We start from the raw sequence: 16,413 nt of genomic DNA, 5'->3' as shown, positions 1-16,413 counted from the left end.
GCAAGAGGACAATGTCTGTGTAAAAGGCATAAGGAGGATATTAATTATCGCTTTAAACTCTGTTCATATTTCTTTACATCTTCCAGAGTTTTAAATGTTAACACATCAAAAACTCCTTTTTCATTCCCACATACAACAACAAAACCATCTGTTGCTTCGAGAACTCTACCGACGCCACCATCTGTAAGTGAAATATTGGTGAGATGTTTTACGTTCAGTTTTTCTTCTTTTTGAATGTAAGTAGTTATGGGTGTTCCTACAGGAAATGCGTCTGTGATCTCTTTTGTTGTATATGTGCCATCATCTATTGATTGAGTTTTAGCTGTAATAGAATCAGTTTGAGTGGCACATCCTGTTGAACATATTAAAAGAATTCCAGTAATCATACTTACACAAGCTGTTTTTACCATTCACAAAATCCTCCTATAACTGTTCGTATCGTCAACCTATTTAGGGTAACAAATTATATATACGAAGTTTGTTGGTTTATGTGAGTCGTAAATCAACAAAGATACAGGTATTTTGCCAGAATGTGTTTCAAACAAAAGAAAAGACACCCAAAGGCGCCTTCCTGCGACTGGAACCATCGTAATATGGTATTGGGTGCCAACCCGATCATTATTTTACTACATTAAGTAATTTTGATTGTTGAGAAATATAATTCAAATCTATATGTTGTTTACTTTTGCTTTGTTGGCTTTTTTGTAATGGATTCTTCAATCTGTTCAGATGTACTTTTAATTTCATCGGTTATTGCTATCTTGCTATCCGGTTGCACATAATAACGGTATTTTTTGCACCAGAACAAAAAAAGTAATTAAATGTAATAAAGTTAAAAGTCGAAACGTATGTTATTATTATATTGTGAATTATAAATTAAAGGTGGCATCTGGAAGGGAATAGTTAAAAATGAAAACAATAAAGGGGAAGTTATCTTTTAGCATTGATATTATAGGTTGTATCCTTTGCATTATAATGTTTATTATAAGTCTTGTTAATTTTAGAACATGGGTACACCCATTTTTATTCCTTATCTTCGGACTAATTTTCTTCATTAATATAGTAAATACCCGTAAGAGAAAAGGGCGTAATTCAAATTAAAATAAAATTGTATCCGTATAACCAAAAAACGCTATTCTTTTTGTAGAGATATACAGAGAGGATGGCATTTTTTATAATTTTTTTTGTTTCAAGATGAACTTCAATGATTTGCTTAGGGATTATATCAATATTTTCCTCCTTCACTTTTAGAACAGCTTGCTAGAGGGGGAGATTTTGTTTAAAGAAAGGGAGCTTTTGCGATGTTACCTAATTATATAAAAATAGCTCATGAGATAGCCAAAAAAGCCCATGCTGGACAAGTAGATAAAGCAGGTATGGATTATATCAAACACCCTGAGGCAGTTGCTAGATTTGTAAATACGGCCGAAGAGAAAGCTACTGCTTATTTGCATGATGTTCTGGAAGATACTGAGATAACTGCTAATGATCTGTTAAGTGCTGGTATACCTCATAACGTAGTTGAGGCAGTGCAGGTACTAACAAAAGAGAAATACACACCTTATTTTGAGTATCTGAGCAGAGTGAAAGAAAATTCTCTTGCCCGTACAGTTAAACTTGCAGACTTAAAACATAATTCTGATCGTTCAAGACTTGCTAGGATAACAGATAAAGACCTAAAACGATTGGAGAAGTACCGCAAAGCGATTCAGTTTTTAGGGAAATAAAAGAAACAGCAACTTCTTTAGTGATAATTTCTTATAATACTAGTTGTTTAAAGAAACTCCTTCTTGCAATGTTTTAAGAGATGTAAGAACAATTCTCTGGTTGTTATAAAATAAAAAAATAAGAGACGATATTCTAAAGGAGTCTAGAATATCGTCTCTTATTATAAGCCTTAAAACGTTAATTCAGGAATATGTAAATGGTTTTTTAATAAGTTCCAAGTCTCATCTAGAATGGGTTTTGGTGGTATGTAAATAATTGTTCCATCCCGACCTCTTGTTAAAATAACTCTATATGCATTGAGTTTAATTTGGAATGGATCTTCAACACCCCATTGATAGTGTTGCCCCTTCCAAGTCCCATTTTGTAGATATAGATCATCATCCCAATGAACAAGCGTCATATCTAGTTCAAGTCCCTGTGTTTGGAATTCAGTTGAGCTGTAGTTGAGCGCTCTACAATAGTATTGGGATTCGGCATAGTTAAAGTATTGAGCGATCTTACTAGGGCGTTCATATCGTTCATCTCTTGGTAGAACAGGGACTTCTTTTTGATGATCAGCGCCACCAGCACAGACAACGCCAACTGTTTTTGTATCATCCTGATAAAGCTGATGTAAAGTGTGTTTGGCTTTGGCTAAATCACGCGTAATAAAAAGTTGATAATGTTCTTTTGGTAGCTTATGAATAAGCTGTTTTGTTTGTTCAAAATTAGCATCTAATAAGGTATTAATAATTTTATAGTATTTTAAAGCTGCATGAGCACGGAAAGATGAGTTTAAATGTAGCTGAGAATGTGTTCTATAATGTGCTGCATTTGTGAATATAGAATTAGAATGTTTAGAGTGAACAGTCACGTTTTTTCCAGCGATCGCATGATTCCACAGGGCGAGACCGCCTTCTTCTCCAGAATAGATCTCCTGTCCGTCTCCGATTAAGCCAATTGTTACACTCCACGGTTTATTGTTTGTTGTAACATTCATTATAATATCCGGTTCGCTTAAGTTTTGGGCTTTTCGATTTCTTTTAGTGAGCGATTGATCGACTTTTTTTGTATCCCATGCTCGTTGGGCCTCATCAAAAATGATGATCTGTTCCTTTGGAATCATTCTCTTTTCGAGAAAGTCCATTTTATAGCCATATAGGCCTTGTACAAAGGTTCTATTTTTCAACGTATCTTGTAATACGTCTACTAATGGACCGTTACCTGATAAATAAACTGCATTTTTCATCTCATGTGCAATGGTTAGACCTAAATATGTTTTACCTGCTCCTGGCTCGCCAGATACTAAAATGAGATGATGGGTATTTGTATGTTGGGCTTCTTCAATGATTGAGCGTACAGTTTGTTGTACTGCTGGAAAGTTACTGCTTGATACAGCTTTAATATCAGGGAGCGGTTCATTATTTAAAATGGATCGAGCAGCTTCTAGCATAGAAGGTGAGGGTTCATAGACACCATTGATTACTTCCTCTAGCGTCAAAGTTGGTACTTCTGTTTTATTTAATATTCGTTTAAGTATGCTTTCCAATCCATCAACTGTTGAAAGGGTTACTTGATAATCTTTTTGGAAAACCCAATGTTCACCTTCATAATTTGTAAGCAGTAAAACACCAATGACTTGGATGTTAGATTGTTGAATAGCCGAGTGATAATGTTCGAGATCACGCATATAAAGGGATGTTTGGATATATTCAGAAGGGGAAACGTTATTATAACTTTTACATTCGAGAATTATCAAATAACCATTAATCAATAAAAGCACATCTGGACGACGACCGCCTCCGCGTAAAATCTCATATTCAAAAATAAGTGATGCATCTAAATTAGAAAATCGATTGAATAAATCTTGTAGCTTATTAAAACTATCAATCCATGCTCTCTTTTGAGAAGCTATTTTTGGATCATTTGTATTGGTTTTATAGACATGATCTAGCAATTGTTTAATAAAAAACTGTACATCTAATTGCTTAAATTGTTCAATAGTTCCAGTCCAGCCATAGTTCAAGATAAAGGCCTCCTTGTAATATGGTTTTATATATGAATATCTTTATTATACAAAATAAAATAAATAGTTTGGAATAAGAAAAGAGTTAATCCATTTATTTGAGCATTTTCTTTCTCAATTTCCCGATTAAGATGAAGAGGTTAAGAAGGGGAGATGAAGTGAGCTAAGATAAAATTTTTATATGCAAATTAAGATAAGTAATGATCAAGTGGTGATCAAGTGATGATCAAGTAATGATCAAGTGATGATCAAGTAATGATCAAGTGGTGATCAAGTGATGATCAAGTAATGATCAAGTGATGATCAAGTAATGATCAAGTGGTGATCAAGTGATGATCAAGTAATGATCAAGTGATGATCAAGTAATGATCAAGTGGTGATCAAGTGATGATCAAGTAATGATCAAATAATGATCAAGTAATGATCACTTAATCGAATCTTTGTGTTATAATGTATACACAAAGATGTAATTTGTATTTACAAAATAAAAAAGAATAAGTGTTCCAGCACTTATTCTTTAAAGAAACAATAATAAAACGATTTACCAGCATACTTATTTTTTTAGACCGTTTTCTATAGTTCCAGCTACAGAAACGGTTTTTTTCTGTTGTTCCATAAATGCTTTCCTTTTAAAATAATAGTCTATGTATAATTTTCCAACACATTCAATACTATTAAATAACACCAAAACAATAGCACTTATTACGACATTCTCCATTTAAAACACACCCCCTTCCCACACACAGTAAAAGAGAGTTAAATCGTCTTATTATTGCTGATATATATAGCATACCATATAAAAAATACTTATCCTATATAAAATGAGAGTATCATAGCAAAAAATGTTTGTATGCTAATCTATATGATATTAGCTTATTCTATGTATATGATAATTTCGATTCTTCTTTTTTAGGCATCAGAATTTAAAATTCCGAATATTAGTCTTCCACCAAGTAAATTCTTTTTTTTCTTTATTTACCGTATATTCATCTAGTAAAATTCTAATACTTTCTTTAATATGTTTTTTCTTTTCAAATTCACCAAAATACTTTGGGTTGTCTAAAGAAAATTTTATATTTTGTAATATCTCAATCAAATAAGAAATCCTTTGATCTCCCCACCTTAAAATCTCATCTATAAATAAATGTTTAAGAAGAATATATAACGCAAGCACAATAATAATACTACCGAATATAACACCTAAATAAGCTGTTGCTTGCCCTAATGCCATTGGATGATTTTCTTTATTATAATATTGAGTAAAAAACCAAGTATTAAAGCCTGTCCAAGCGGGAACCATAAAAGCTATAAATACAGCACTATATGATGAAAAAATTGTTAAAAACCTTGTTTTTTTCTTTCTTTCAAGTCTGCTTTCTAGTCTTTCTATACAAAAATCTAATGTGTTTCTATTTTTTTCTAAATCCTCTTTTTTAACAGACAAAATTTCTTGATAAATCAAAAATTCTTTTAACAAGATACATCTAAAAATATTCCATTCTTCATTATACAATTCTATTTTATAAATTCTAAAAAACTTTTTTTTACCTTTTCTAACAATACATAAATCAAAAATAAAAAGTAAGATTATCTCCCAAATTATAAAAAGGGACATATACCAAGTTGACATTTCATTTGTATTATCTAAACCGTAAAAGGAAAAAATCACAAAAGCTATAAAAGTACATACCTGAATTACTACAAAAAGAGTAGACCTTATCCATACTAGCTTAAATAATAATGACCACATACTCATACCCTTTCTATAAAAATTTAATATTTCTCTTTCAAACAAAGCAAAACCCCTCCAATATAAATTTTAAATGTTTTTAAATATAAACATGTCCTTCTCTCATTATCACCTAAATAAATGAATAAATGAATAACACTTCCATATTTAGAGATTCACATTCATTTTTCCTTAATAGTTGTCTAAACACATGGGGGAAACCACTACTTAAATTCTAGAATATGATATCGTATGAGGATTATCAAAATTTTTGAAGTACATAGAGCAATCTTTTAGGAATATGGAAATATACATTCTAACTATGTTTTAGTAACAGGTCAATTCAAAAATGCAGTTTTAAAGAGTGATTTAAAAGGTTTTGAATTTATTGAAGTCTGGGATTAAGAAGAGTTTGTATAAGGACATCTTAAAAAGATTGTTAATGGGGAACGATTTATATATGAAGTGAGAATGGAGTAATTATGTGTAGAGAAAAATTGCAGTTTCAAAGAAAATCAAACTGCAATTTTTAATTTTTATAGTAAGAAGATCCAGAATGGAAATTAAGTTTTTAGTAGGTTTGTTTAATTTTAAAATTTGTTTGGATGAAGGGGGAAGCTAAATACACTATGTTGTTCATTTCCTTCTTGGTTCATACCTGCTTGATAAGAAGAAAATCCTTTATACGTTTTTCTTTTCCATTGCCATAAGCCATTAGTTTGATCGAATTCACCATAGTAATGATTGTAATCTAGTTTGTTCCCAGTGTTTTTATTAAAACTATTGCTAATAAAAATACGGCTATTACTTGCATAGATTTGGTTATTGGTAATTACATTGTTCCGAGTATCATAATTTAATTCGATTTGGCCACTCTCTTGATCTTTTGTATCATTTTTATAAATTACATTGTTCGTAATCGTGTTATTTTCCGCATATCCTTGCTGACTGTCATATCCACCAATTGCAATACCACTCATGATATTATTGGATATTGTATTGTCTCTAACAGTAATTTGGCTTGCGCTTTTTCCTGCATGTTCGCTGGCTACTTCAATACCGAGATCATTTTCATAGCTTTGATTTTGCTCAATGATAATTTCCTTCCCACCATCCACGTAAATACCATCAGCTGAATATTCATTGTAACTAGTATTATTAATGGATGTATTGTGATGGACAATGTTATTACGAACAACTCCATTTCGTGCCTGATCTAAAGCAGCTACTGGAGATACGCCTTCATGTCCAATTAGAACAATTCCGATGTTGTTGTTATCATGTACTTTGTTATTGGTAACTTCAAAAGAATCCACATTCCCATTCACAGCAATTGCTTCACTTAATCCTAATTTCAAATTTGCTACTTCGTTATTATCGATGACAATATGATTTAAATTATTTTGTGCACTAGATGAAGTACCGTATACAGCAATACCGTGTGCGTTTCCATCCTGTACAGTCGCTTCAATGTGATGGATATAATTATTTCTAATATTAATGTAACTTCCTGTTCCAGTGATATAAATACCAATAGGGGTTTCGTTAACTTTCGTTGACTTTAAATTGCGAAATTCTAATCCATTTACTTGAATATAGTTTTTGTCTTCTATTGTAAATAACCCATCATCTTCTAATTTGACCTTAGAACCATCGAGAATGACTTTTTCATCCTGGTAATTTTGAAAAGTAATGGGTGCTCCTGAGTTACCAGAATGAGCGACACGAACTTTTTGGTTATAAACTCCGCCTCTTATGTAGATTGTACTTCCTTCTTTTGCGACATTAGCAGCTTTTTGAATGGTAGCGAAAGGTTGATCTAATGTACCGGGATTGAGGTCATTTCCTGTTGGCGATACATAGTAATTTGTAACAGAAATTACATTGTCATTGGATTGTGCAAAGGTAGAGGCAGGGAGTGTGAAAATTAACATACTGAAAGAAAGGATAAAGATAAAAAGCGGTTTTTTTAATGAGGAAAATAAAGTTTGATATTTCATCATGATCCTCCTTCTTTATTAAGCATTCCTTCTCAACTATATAATTCAAACTGACGATTTATATCTTGTACTAATAAAAAAAGACCCAGTAATGTATTCTGGATTAAGAAACACCAACTCCTATGGTCTACGTATTCTATCTGAAACTAAATTTTTAATAATTCATGGTTTTTCGTATAAAATCAAATCATATATATATGTACTTGAAGAAATACGGATATTAAAATCGGTAGACGAGGGAATGAGGGATACTGATACTAATTTTAAGGGAAGTTATTCAAAATATATTTTCTATTCAATTAAATCTTCCCTGTGTATCACGTTAACTGTTGTACTAATTGGATTGGTAAGATTAGCAGATAATTATTTAAAGTGGGGGTAGTTCAATAAATCTGAAATTAACATTGTTTAATATAAGTATTCGAAAAAAGTTTATCAAGTTTTAATATTCAAAAAATAATTTATATAAACTAGTATGTTGTGGTAACATTTAACAAAAGGGGGTAGCGTATATGAATGTTGAAATTATTTCTAAAGAAGAAATCACAAAATTATTAAACGACTGGTATCAAGCTATAATTTCACAACATGTATTACAGTCTAATAAAATAAAAGAAGAGATTGCAGATAAAATCAATAATATTAAGGAAGACCAAACAATATTAGTCTACTATGCTTTATTGAATGCACGGTATAATCTGCTAATTCGTGATATGGATAGTTCAAAAGATATTTTGGATAAAATTGAGCCATTACAAGAGCCTACAGAAACATTTTTAGAGTACTATCATTATTTATTTAAAGCTATTTATGCTACTAATACAGCAAACCATAGTGAAGCAAGAATGCAATTTGAAGAAGCTGAAAAGTATTTAGAGTACATGCATGATGAAATCGAAAAAGCTGAATTTAATTATTGGCTTGCAGTTCATTACTATCACATATTGAAACCAATCCTAGCAGTTCAATTTGCTACGAAGGCAAATGAAGTATTTTCAATTAGTCCAGGGTATGAATTAAAAACTGCTGCTTGTTTGAATACTTTAGGGATGGCACACACTCGCTTAAGTGATTTCGAAAGTGCAGAAGAATATTTACTTTCAGCATTGGGTACTTTCCAAAAATCTCATGACGAAAGTCTTACTAAACGTGTAAAGCACAATTTAGGACTTTTATATGCAAGTCAAAACATGTCAGAGTTAGCAATTAAGCATTTAGAGGAATCACTAGAAAACAACGCTAAAACGATGTTTCTTTTAGCAAGAGAACATTTTAAGTTAGGTCATAATCATAATGCTAATGAATATATTGAGAATGGCTATAAGATTAGTGACTTATGTTATCGTCATCATTTTCAAATTTTACAAGCAGTACATAACTATGCACCACAAGAAGAATTAGAAAAGGTGGTCATGGAAGGTATTTCGTATTTTGAAAAAGAAGAATTATATGATTGGGTAAAAGAATATGCTTATCTTTTAGGTAATATATTCTATGGTTCAGAAAATCACGAAAAATCCAGCAAGTATTTACACATCGCTTTAGATGCAGACAAAAAGAGTATAGAAAGAAGGGCGCTAAAATGAAAAAAGCAATCTTATTAATGATGATGTTATCCGCTGTTTTTACTTTTGGTCTTACTAATGTAAAAGACGTATCACAAAATGAAACTATTGAAGTGTTTATGGATCATGGAGAGCATATTTAATTATCTAAAAAAAGAGGGAGCTGCGAGCACCCTCTTTTTTAATTATGACCATATTAATTTAGAAATAACATAAGTAGCAGTAGGAAAAATATAAGAGATAATGTTTCATAGTACCAAATACTGTCTGATTTACATTCTTAAATACCAAACCATACATTCTTCTTTACACCCAATGCTTTTAAGGGTGGAGTTGCGGCTATAACGATTGAACCGCTTCTATTTACATCACCGACTACTGCTAATTTTGTATGCACAGGGTCTAATCCCATTGCTATCAAGCTAATATTTTGTGGTACCTCCATAACGAAAAAACAGTATTTTTTCTATCTAGGATGTACATGTATCTTTTGAATAAAGTTTGATAAAAATGCTTTTTCTCCCATCCATAAGGAATAGTTTATATTTTTGATACTAGAAAATTGAATTTTTAAACTTGTACCTACAGTTACGTGAGGTAGTATGATCAAGGTAAACAGGTTTGAATAAAGAAGGGAGAATGTAAAATGAGTAATAATAAAAAATATTCAATTGGAGAATTTTCTGCTAAAACCGGGACATCAATACGAACATTACATTATTATGATGAAATAGGGTTACTCAAAGCTGAAAAGCAACTTTCTTCTGGTCATCGGCAATATAATGACCAAGATGTCCTTACGTTGCAAAAAATAGTTAGTTTTAAATTTTTAGGCTATAGTTTGGAACAAATCGGTAAAATGATGAAGGAGTCTAGTTTTAATTCAAACTTAAATGACACATTACAAAAACAAAAAAAGGCTTTCGAGCAGAAAAAAGAACAAATTGAAACCACATTAAACGCTATTAATCGCACGATTGAATTAATAGCAGATGAAGGAGAAGTTGATAGTCCAGTTTTAATGAGTTTAATTAACAGCATGCAAATAGAGAAGGACCAACGACTATGGGTTGAACAACATATATCAAAAGATGTGGCTGATCAGTTATTTAACAAGCCTAAAGAAGAACTAGTGGCATTAGATAAAGAATTTATTCAGTTGTCTAAGGAAGTAAAAAGGTTGATGGGAAAATCGGTGCAGGATCCTGAGGTACAAGAGGTAGTAAATAAGCATATGAAGGCAACATTTGAATTTGTTGGTGAAGAAGCGATATACGCTATACGAGATTTAGAAGATTTAGAAAAAGAAAAGCTTGAAAATATGTTTTCCTCCCCATATACAAAAGAAGAGGAAGAATGGTTAAATCAAGCGATGGAGTATTATATGATTCAGAATGGTATGTATACTCCAAAGGTAGATTGAAAAATATAACAGTGCATTATGTTAGTTAGTGTTTCCTTTTTTATGGATTCAATCTTTAATAAAAAAAGTTAGTTTGATAGCAAAAAGAAATACCCTCAAAATAAAAAATACGTTATTCTTTCTGTAGAATCATAGGAAAGGATGGCGTTTTTTGTATGTCTATTTCTGTATCTGACGAATTACAACTATTCGCGCAGGAGATTCAGAGTCTTTTATCCCCAAATACCTTACAGAATCTAGCTAGAGATGTTGGGTTTGTACAGCGAGCAAGTAAGTATCGAGCACAAGATTTAATAGCTTTATGTGTATGGATAAGCCAAAGTGTAGCAAAAACGTCTTTAACCCAGTTATGCAGTTGTTTAGAATCATCAACAGAAGTGCTCATCAGTCCCGAAGGACTAAATCAGCGATTTAACGCTGCAGCTGTGCAGTTTCTACAGAAAGTATTAGCCAAACTTCTCAACCAAAAGTTATCTTCAGCTAAGCTGCTCTCTTCTCCATACACTTCTATTTTCAAGCGTATTCGTATCCTAGATTCAACTGCATTTCAACTTCCAGATCCTTTTTCATTCGTTTATCCAGGAGCAGGAGGATGCAGTCATACAGCGGGAATAAAGATTCAGCTTGAGTATGATTTATTAAGTGGACAGTTTCTTCATATTCATACAGGTCCAGGTAAACAACATGATCGAACCTATGGTTCCCTGTGTGTCCCAACTGTAACAACGAATGATTTATGCATCCAAGATTTAGGTTATTTTCATTTGAAAGATCTTCAATATATACAAGATAAAAAAGTTTATTATATCTCACGTATCAAATCGAATACACGTATTTATCAAAAAAATCCTAACCCTGATTATTTTCAAGATGGCAGAATCAAGAAAGGTACAGAGTATATCCAGATAGATATGGAGGTTGTAATGAACTCTCTTCAACCAGGACAAACATGTGAAATATCCAATGCTTATGTAGAATGAATGATAAAATCCCAACTCGTGTGATTGTTCATCGACTAACAAAAGAACAACAAAAAAACGATTACAAGATCAAACTGTAAGAGAAAAAAAGAAAGGAATGAAGTATTCCGCTCGTAGTAAACGACTTAGCGGTATCAATGTATATATGACAAATACTCCTACAGATATTGTCCCAATGGGACAAGTACATGATTGGTATTCTTTACGTTGGCAAATCGAGATTTTATTTAAAACGTGGAAATCATTCTTTTATATTCATCATTGTAAAAAAATAAAACGAGAACGATTAGAATGCCATTTGTATGGACAATTGGTTGCCATTCTACTCTGTTCTTCTACCATGTTTCAAATGCGTCAATTACTTCTTATGAAAAAGAAACGAGAACTGAGTGAATATAAGGCCATATATATAATTAAAGATTACTTTCTTCTTCTTTTCCAAGCTATATAGAAAGACACCCAAGAGCTATCAAAGATTCTAATTCGCCAGTTTAACCTCCTACAGCAAAACGGGAGAAAATCTCATCGATATGAGAAGAAAACAGTCTTTGATATATTAGGTGTCGTTTACAATTGTACCATGTCTGATAATCAAGCGGCTTAATTCAAAAAAATGAAACCTGTTAGGGCTTATTTCGCATGCAAATCTTTAAATTCCCTACACGTGGTCTTTAGAAAAAAGAAGCAACCCCTACTATGATTGACGTTGTATGAGCTTAGCTTGATAGCGATGGGTCTAATCCCTTTACTTGAATATAATTTTTGTCTTCTATTGTAAATAATCCATCATCTTCTAACTTGACTTTAGAACCATCTAGAATTACCTTTTCATCTTGGTAATTTTGAAAAGTAATGGTTGCTCCTGAGGAACCAGAATGAGTCACATGAACCTTTTGGTTATAAACTCCGCCTCTTATGTAGATTGTACTTCCTTCTGTTGCGACATTAGCAGCTTTTTAAATAGTAGCGAAAGGTTGATCTAATGTACCGAGATTGAGGTCGTTTCCTGTTGGGAATATATAGTAATTTGTAACAGAAATTACATTGTCATTGGATTGTACAAAGGTAGAGGCAGGGAGTGTGAAAATTAACATACTGAAAGAAAGTATAAAGATAAAAAGAGATTTTTTTAATAAGGGAAATAAGGTTTGATATTTCATCATGATCCTCCTTCTTTTTTTAGGCATTTCTTCTCAACTATATAGTTAAAACTGATGATTTATATCTTGTTTCAATAAAAAAAGACCTGGAACTGAATTCCGGGTCAAAGGACATCAACCACCGTGGTCTCCGTCTGCCATCATACTTTGAACGACTTTTACTACGTGACTATCTGTTTGAGATGTAATTCCCAATGTAAACATTAAAGCAGTAGCAATACTCATCACTTTAATTAGCTTTTTCATTTTAAAGCTCCTTTCGCATCGGCTTTTTTCTTAGCTTGAATTGCTTTATAGAAGTATGTACCTGCTTTGGCATGCTGACCTTGTTCAAAAATCTTTTCTGCTAAAGCATTACAGCATTCATAGATATACTCATATAAATCTTCTCGTTCAAAGTATTCAATTCCTGCAAGAACGGTAGCTTCTAATTTCTCGGCAGGGACATTATTATTAATGTCTCTTAAAATTTTAAACCGATGCTGATATTCTTCATTGTTTAGTTCTGTACAGAGTTGTAATCCTCTTTCAAATAAAGTATTAGCAGTTTCTTGGTTTCCTAGTTTAGAGTGTTCTCTGCCTTCGATGAAAATTGCTTTATAGTGGTTAGGTTTCTTTTCGGATACTTCAGAGAGGTAGCGAATAGCTAATTCAGACATATTTTGCCCTGCATATAATAAACCTAAATTATGACGAACCATTACAGTGAATTTTTCTTCTCCAATTTTTTGGAATAGATCCATTGCTTTTACAAGGTGTTCTTCGGCTAATGCCCATTCTCTTAAATTGGTACATGCCATGCCAAAAAGGTTTTCACAGAATCCTATATTTCGTTCATAGCCTTCATGTTTAGAGAATATTTCTTTAGCTTTGTTAACATACTTAATTGATTGTAGTGATTCGTAAATATCATAATGGAAAGCACCAATTTTATAGTAAAATTCAGCCTGCTCAATTTCATCAGATACCTCATTTAGAAGTTCTTCTGCTTTATCATAATTATCTCTTGCTAATGAATAGCTGCCTACGGTACTGGCATGAATTGCTTTAAAGAAGTGATAGTAGTAGGTTAATATATTATCATTTGGAATTTGAAAAGTTTCTACTTTGTCGAAGCAACCCTTTGAAATATTTAAATTATCTACTATATACTTATAACGAAAATCTAATAGTGAATAATATAAGTGTAAGCTCTGATCCGAGACATCTTTCATTCTATTATCAATTTCTTCTTTTAGCTGGTGAGCATTATCAATGCGTCTCGCACGGATTTCAATATACCAATCATTTAACATATTAGCGACTACTTCATATTTTTTGACTAAAGTATCCATAGTATCCTCCTCATCCTATTGCAGTATATGTATTAATAATAACAGAATTTGGATATATTTTATCTAAAAATATAGAAAATTACAATAAATAAAGACACTATGAGTAAATTTATATATTTTTAGAGATTATTAGTTTATAAATAAAAAGAAATTTTAATACTAACTTTAACGAATTGTCCTATTAGGAGAAAACTAGCGCTGATTTTAATTTGAAATTATACGTTTCCTTATGCTTCTAATATTTATTTTTGGTATATTTTTCAAGAAAGTTCTAACCTTTTTGGTAATATTTTCGGTGATGAGTGATTAGATTTATTATGAAGAAAATGAGTTTTATTGTATTTTAATTTGAGTCTTCTGAGTAAATATTTCTCCATTTGGTTTTAAAAAGGTAAGTCCATTTTCATATAAATTATCATGATTTTTGAACAGGTAGGTAGATTCATAGCATCATCTTTATATTTATAAGCTGAATAGATATGAGAAGTTATTAAAACAGAGCTAAGTGTTTTATCATCAGGGCACATTGATTATTATATGTATTAAGCACATTTGGTCTGAAATTAATTTTTTAACTGTAGTTTCCGTTTACTCCCTTCCAATAGGGGAGGGTCTTTTAGCGTTTATTGTTTCTTCAGTCTCGAGTTTAACTGTTCCATTTTCGTGAAATATAACTTTTTATAGAGAATTATATCTGTTCTTTGGTAAATCTAAATGCGCTGTTGTTTCTTTCTTGCTCAAAATAATTTTAATTCTGACTTCTCCTCTATCATGTTTGTCATAGGCAGCTAATAGGGGATAAACTTTATTATCTAGCAAACGATGAAGGTAATTTTTATCTAATAGGCGTTTTCTTTAATGAATGCATTATTAGCCTCTATTAAAAGAGTATTTATTATTAAGTCGAATAGGGTGCATAAGACCTAGTATCCTTTTTAATATTAATTACACCTAATGAATTATTACAATGCAATTTATAGATATGTATTATTGGTAATACATAATTAAAAAGTAATTATAGTTAATGTAAACATAGAAAAGATTTAATTAATAAAATTGTATACTATTCAATTTAAGAAATAAGAGCAACCAAGATAGTGAGTGATAGTTCCTATTCATAAACTGTAAGATAAGTGTTATGGTCATAAATAAAATTTAAGGGGATTACTAGAATATTTTAAGAACAAAAAATTAAGAAATTAAATTATGAAAAGTTTGCGGTGATATAATTTAATTGTATATTTTTATGGTTGAATTTATTAGGCTCATACATTAGATAATTTAATATGTTATATATTAATATATAACTATAGTTATAGTATAATGATATATTGGGGAGTGGTTAAGAGTATGGAAAATGAGAAAGAACGTCAAAAAATTCAAGATAGGATACCTCGGTTAGCATTAATACTCACTATCTTTGGAGGAAATGTGTTTGTTACTAAATGGTTTTTAGTAGCATGGTGGAAAACTTTTTCGAATAGTGCATATACCCAAACAATTTATAATAAAGAACATATACTAGTTTTATTTCTAGCTTTGATAGCATCCATAATTTCCATAAAGTTTATTTATTATATCTATCTTGAATTAAGAACTTTAGGTTATTATAAAAATGATAAAGAACATACAACTTCAATTAATAGGGCTGATGAGGCGTATAGAGATGTGTTTAAAACTATGCAACTAAGTTCTAAGATAATGCTAATTCCATCAGTAATAATAATTGTTACGGAAACTCTAAAGAGAAAAGAAACAATACCTTTTATTGTATATGGCGTATGCATTGTTGGAATTTGTTTAGTTTTAGTACATTTTTTGCGGAGGAAAACCACTTTTTTTGAAAAGAAAATATTTAATTATAAAATTTTTAAGAAAGTAAACAGTCCTTTTGAATCTCTTATGGAGATAGGATATTTTTTTATTTTATTTGTGATTTTAAGTTTTACTATAACTACAGTAGCTGCAGGGGGAAACAAGCAGTTAGAAATAAATATAGGTGAAATTAAAGAAGTTCCTATTACATTAACTACACAAAATATCAAAAACTTAAATATACAAATGAAAATTAACGATAAAATATACATTAAGACGGAAGAATTCGAAAAAAGTGACAATCTTGTAGAGGTATTTGATAATAGTGAAGATTTATCGAAAAAGTATATAGATATTGATAAAGTATCTGAAGAAGTAAATAAGAATAATTATGGAATCCAACTAGAAAAAACAAAATATAAAGATAAATATGAAATGGAATTAGAAAAGTATATGGTAGAAGGAAAAAATAAAGTTGAGATGTTAGTAATGTTTACTAGTAACGACATTGATAAATATTTGAATTTTAAAACTTATATTTATATAAAAAAAGATAAAATAAAAATCTCTGAAAATAATATCAAAGTTTCATGGTGAAAATTTGATATATATGTATTGAAAAAATGGAAGAACATTATTATATAAATGAAAAGAAATAACCGGTAATTTATATT

The 16,413-nt window shown here is 31.0% G+C and carries 12 protein-coding genes and 4 pseudogenes; 7 read left to right on the top strand and 9 right to left on the bottom strand.

Annotated features, from left to right (window positions below; translation table 11 throughout):
• Positions 1 to 44: 44 nt before the first annotated feature.
• Positions 45 to 410 (bottom strand): hypothetical protein, encoded by a 366-nt coding sequence (locus EBQ15_RS19705; protein WP_000241080.1) that lies wholly within the window; start codon positions 408 to 410, stop codon positions 45 to 47.
• A gap of 891 nt (positions 411 to 1,301) precedes the next feature.
• On the opposite strand from EBQ15_RS19705, the gene EBQ15_RS19695 reads away from it, so the two are divergent.
• Positions 1,302 to 1,727 carry an HD domain-containing protein gene (locus EBQ15_RS19695; protein WP_000937349.1) on the top strand — a complete coding sequence of 142 codons (426 nt, stop codon included), beginning with the start codon at positions 1,302 to 1,304 and terminating at the stop codon, positions 1,725 to 1,727.
• Positions 1,728 to 1,897: 170 nt separating this feature from the next.
• Here the strand turns inward: EBQ15_RS19695 and EBQ15_RS19690 are convergent, their stop codons facing one another.
• The 3 genes from EBQ15_RS19690 to EBQ15_RS19685 all read right to left on the bottom strand — a co-directional run bounded on the left by EBQ15_RS19690 (position 1,898) and on the right by EBQ15_RS19685 (position 5,528).
• Positions 1,898 to 3,733 carry a DNA/RNA helicase domain-containing protein gene (locus EBQ15_RS19690; protein WP_001106186.1) on the bottom strand — a complete coding sequence of 612 codons (1,836 nt, stop codon included), beginning with the start codon at positions 3,731 to 3,733 and terminating at the stop codon, positions 1,898 to 1,900.
• Positions 3,734 to 4,286: 553 nt separating this feature from the next.
• A complete protein-coding gene (locus EBQ15_RS31255) occupies positions 4,287 to 4,451 on the bottom strand; it encodes a hypothetical protein (protein WP_000432712.1) in 165 nt (54 codons plus the stop codon).
• Positions 4,452 to 4,649: 198 nt separating this feature from the next.
• Positions 4,650 to 5,528, bottom strand: coding sequence for a hypothetical protein (locus EBQ15_RS19685; RefSeq protein WP_000462937.1), 879 nt, complete (start codon positions 5,526 to 5,528; stop codon positions 4,650 to 4,652).
• 237 nt (positions 5,529 to 5,765) lie between these two features.
• On the opposite strand from EBQ15_RS19685, the pseudogene EBQ15_RS32095 reads away from it, so the two are divergent.
• Positions 5,766 to 5,867, top strand: a pseudogene (locus EBQ15_RS32095) (imm11 family protein); the annotation flags it as partial.
• 185 nt (positions 5,868 to 6,052) lie between these two features.
• On the opposite strand, the gene EBQ15_RS19680 reads toward EBQ15_RS32095, so the two are convergent.
• Positions 6,053 to 7,462, bottom strand: a complete 1,410-nt coding sequence (locus EBQ15_RS19680; RefSeq protein WP_033683776.1) for a right-handed parallel beta-helix repeat-containing protein — start codon at positions 7,460 to 7,462, stop codon at positions 6,053 to 6,055.
• 512 nt (positions 7,463 to 7,974) lie between these two features.
• Here EBQ15_RS19680 and EBQ15_RS19670 point away from each other — a divergent pair.
• Together EBQ15_RS19670 and EBQ15_RS19665 are read left to right on the top strand one after the other, a co-directional pair.
• On the top strand, positions 7,975 to 9,048 hold the full coding sequence (locus EBQ15_RS19670) for a Rap family tetratricopeptide repeat protein (protein ID WP_001100151.1): 1,074 nt from the start codon (positions 7,975 to 7,977) through the stop codon (positions 9,046 to 9,048).
• Entirely contained in the window at positions 9,045 to 9,170 is a 126-nt protein-coding gene (locus EBQ15_RS19665; protein ID WP_000709205.1) for a hypothetical protein, read from the top strand. Before EBQ15_RS19670 ends, EBQ15_RS19665 begins: the two co-directional genes overlap by 4 nt.
• 158 nt (positions 9,171 to 9,328) lie before the next feature.
• Here the strand turns inward: EBQ15_RS19665 and EBQ15_RS19660 are convergent.
• Positions 9,329 to 9,457 (bottom strand): annotated as a pseudogene (locus EBQ15_RS19660) (Y-family DNA polymerase); the annotation flags it as partial.
• 216 nt (positions 9,458 to 9,673) lie between these two features.
• Between EBQ15_RS19660 and EBQ15_RS19655 the strand changes: the two are divergent.
• Together EBQ15_RS19655 and EBQ15_RS19650 are read left to right on the top strand one after the other, a co-directional pair.
• Entirely contained in the window at positions 9,674 to 10,450 is a 777-nt protein-coding gene (locus EBQ15_RS19655) for a MerR family transcriptional regulator (RefSeq protein WP_000069462.1), read from the top strand.
• Positions 10,451 to 10,605: 155 nt separating this feature from the next.
• Positions 10,606 to 12,034 (top strand): annotated as a pseudogene (locus EBQ15_RS19650) (IS4 family transposase).
• A gap of 130 nt (positions 12,035 to 12,164) precedes the next feature.
• Here EBQ15_RS19650 and EBQ15_RS31685 read toward each other — a convergent pair.
• The 3 genes and pseudogenes from EBQ15_RS31685 to EBQ15_RS19640 form a co-directional block, all read right to left on the bottom strand.
• A pseudogene (locus EBQ15_RS31685) lies at positions 12,165 to 12,590 on the bottom strand (right-handed parallel beta-helix repeat-containing protein); the annotation flags it as partial.
• Between the two features lie 114 nt (positions 12,591 to 12,704).
• Complete coding sequence (locus tag EBQ15_RS31805) at positions 12,705 to 12,836, bottom strand: hypothetical protein (RefSeq protein WP_000733479.1); 132 nt, start codon at positions 12,834 to 12,836, stop codon at positions 12,705 to 12,707.
• On the bottom strand, positions 12,833 to 13,924 hold the full coding sequence (locus EBQ15_RS19640; RefSeq protein ID WP_000380441.1) for a Rap family tetratricopeptide repeat protein: 1,092 nt from the start codon (positions 13,922 to 13,924) through the stop codon (positions 12,833 to 12,835). Before EBQ15_RS19640 ends, EBQ15_RS31805 begins: the two co-directional genes overlap by 4 nt.
• A gap of 1,350 nt (positions 13,925 to 15,274) precedes the next feature.
• On the opposite strand from EBQ15_RS19640, the gene EBQ15_RS19635 reads away from it, so the two are divergent.
• Positions 15,275 to 16,336: a hypothetical protein gene (locus EBQ15_RS19635; RefSeq protein ID WP_000426685.1), complete on the top strand. Its 1,062-nt coding sequence runs from the start codon at positions 15,275 to 15,277 to the stop codon at positions 16,334 to 16,336.
• Positions 16,337 to 16,413: the final 77 nt, after the last annotated feature.

The organism is Bacillus sp. 2D03 (genome assembly GCF_003946765.1).
Classification (GTDB): domain Bacteria; phylum Bacillota; class Bacilli; order Bacillales; family Bacillaceae_G; genus Bacillus_A; species Bacillus_A cereus.
Note: the sequence above shows the minus strand (reverse complement) of the source record. Positions and strands in the feature narration are given on the sequence as shown.

Bases quoted from the DNA above. Each gene is read 5' to 3' on its own strand.
- EBQ15_RS19635 (WP_000426685.1), top strand. From the start codon at position 15,275: ATGGAAAATGAGAAAGAACGTCAAAAAATTCAAGATAGGATACCTCGG.
- EBQ15_RS19705 (WP_000241080.1), bottom strand. From the start codon at position 410: ATGGTAAAAACAGCTTGTGTAAGTATGATTACTGGAATTCTTTTAATA.
- EBQ15_RS31805 (WP_000733479.1), bottom strand. From the start codon at position 12,836: ATGAAAAAGCTAATTAAAGTGATGAGTATTGCTACTGCTTTAATGTTT.
- EBQ15_RS19655 (WP_000069462.1), top strand. From the start codon at position 9,674: ATGAGTAATAATAAAAAATATTCAATTGGAGAATTTTCTGCTAAAACC.
- EBQ15_RS19680 (WP_033683776.1), bottom strand. From the start codon at position 7,462: ATGAAATATCAAACTTTATTTTCCTCATTAAAAAAACCGCTTTTTATC.
- EBQ15_RS19670 (WP_001100151.1), top strand. From the start codon at position 7,975: ATGAATGTTGAAATTATTTCTAAAGAAGAAATCACAAAATTATTAAAC.
- EBQ15_RS19665 (WP_000709205.1), top strand. From the start codon at position 9,045: ATGAAAAAAGCAATCTTATTAATGATGATGTTATCCGCTGTTTTTACT.
- EBQ15_RS31255 (WP_000432712.1), bottom strand. From the start codon at position 4,451: ATGGAGAATGTCGTAATAAGTGCTATTGTTTTGGTGTTATTTAATAGT.
- EBQ15_RS19695 (WP_000937349.1), top strand. From the start codon at position 1,302: ATGTTACCTAATTATATAAAAATAGCTCATGAGATAGCCAAAAAAGCC.
- EBQ15_RS19640 (WP_000380441.1), bottom strand. From the start codon at position 13,924: ATGGATACTTTAGTCAAAAAATATGAAGTAGTCGCTAATATGTTAAAT.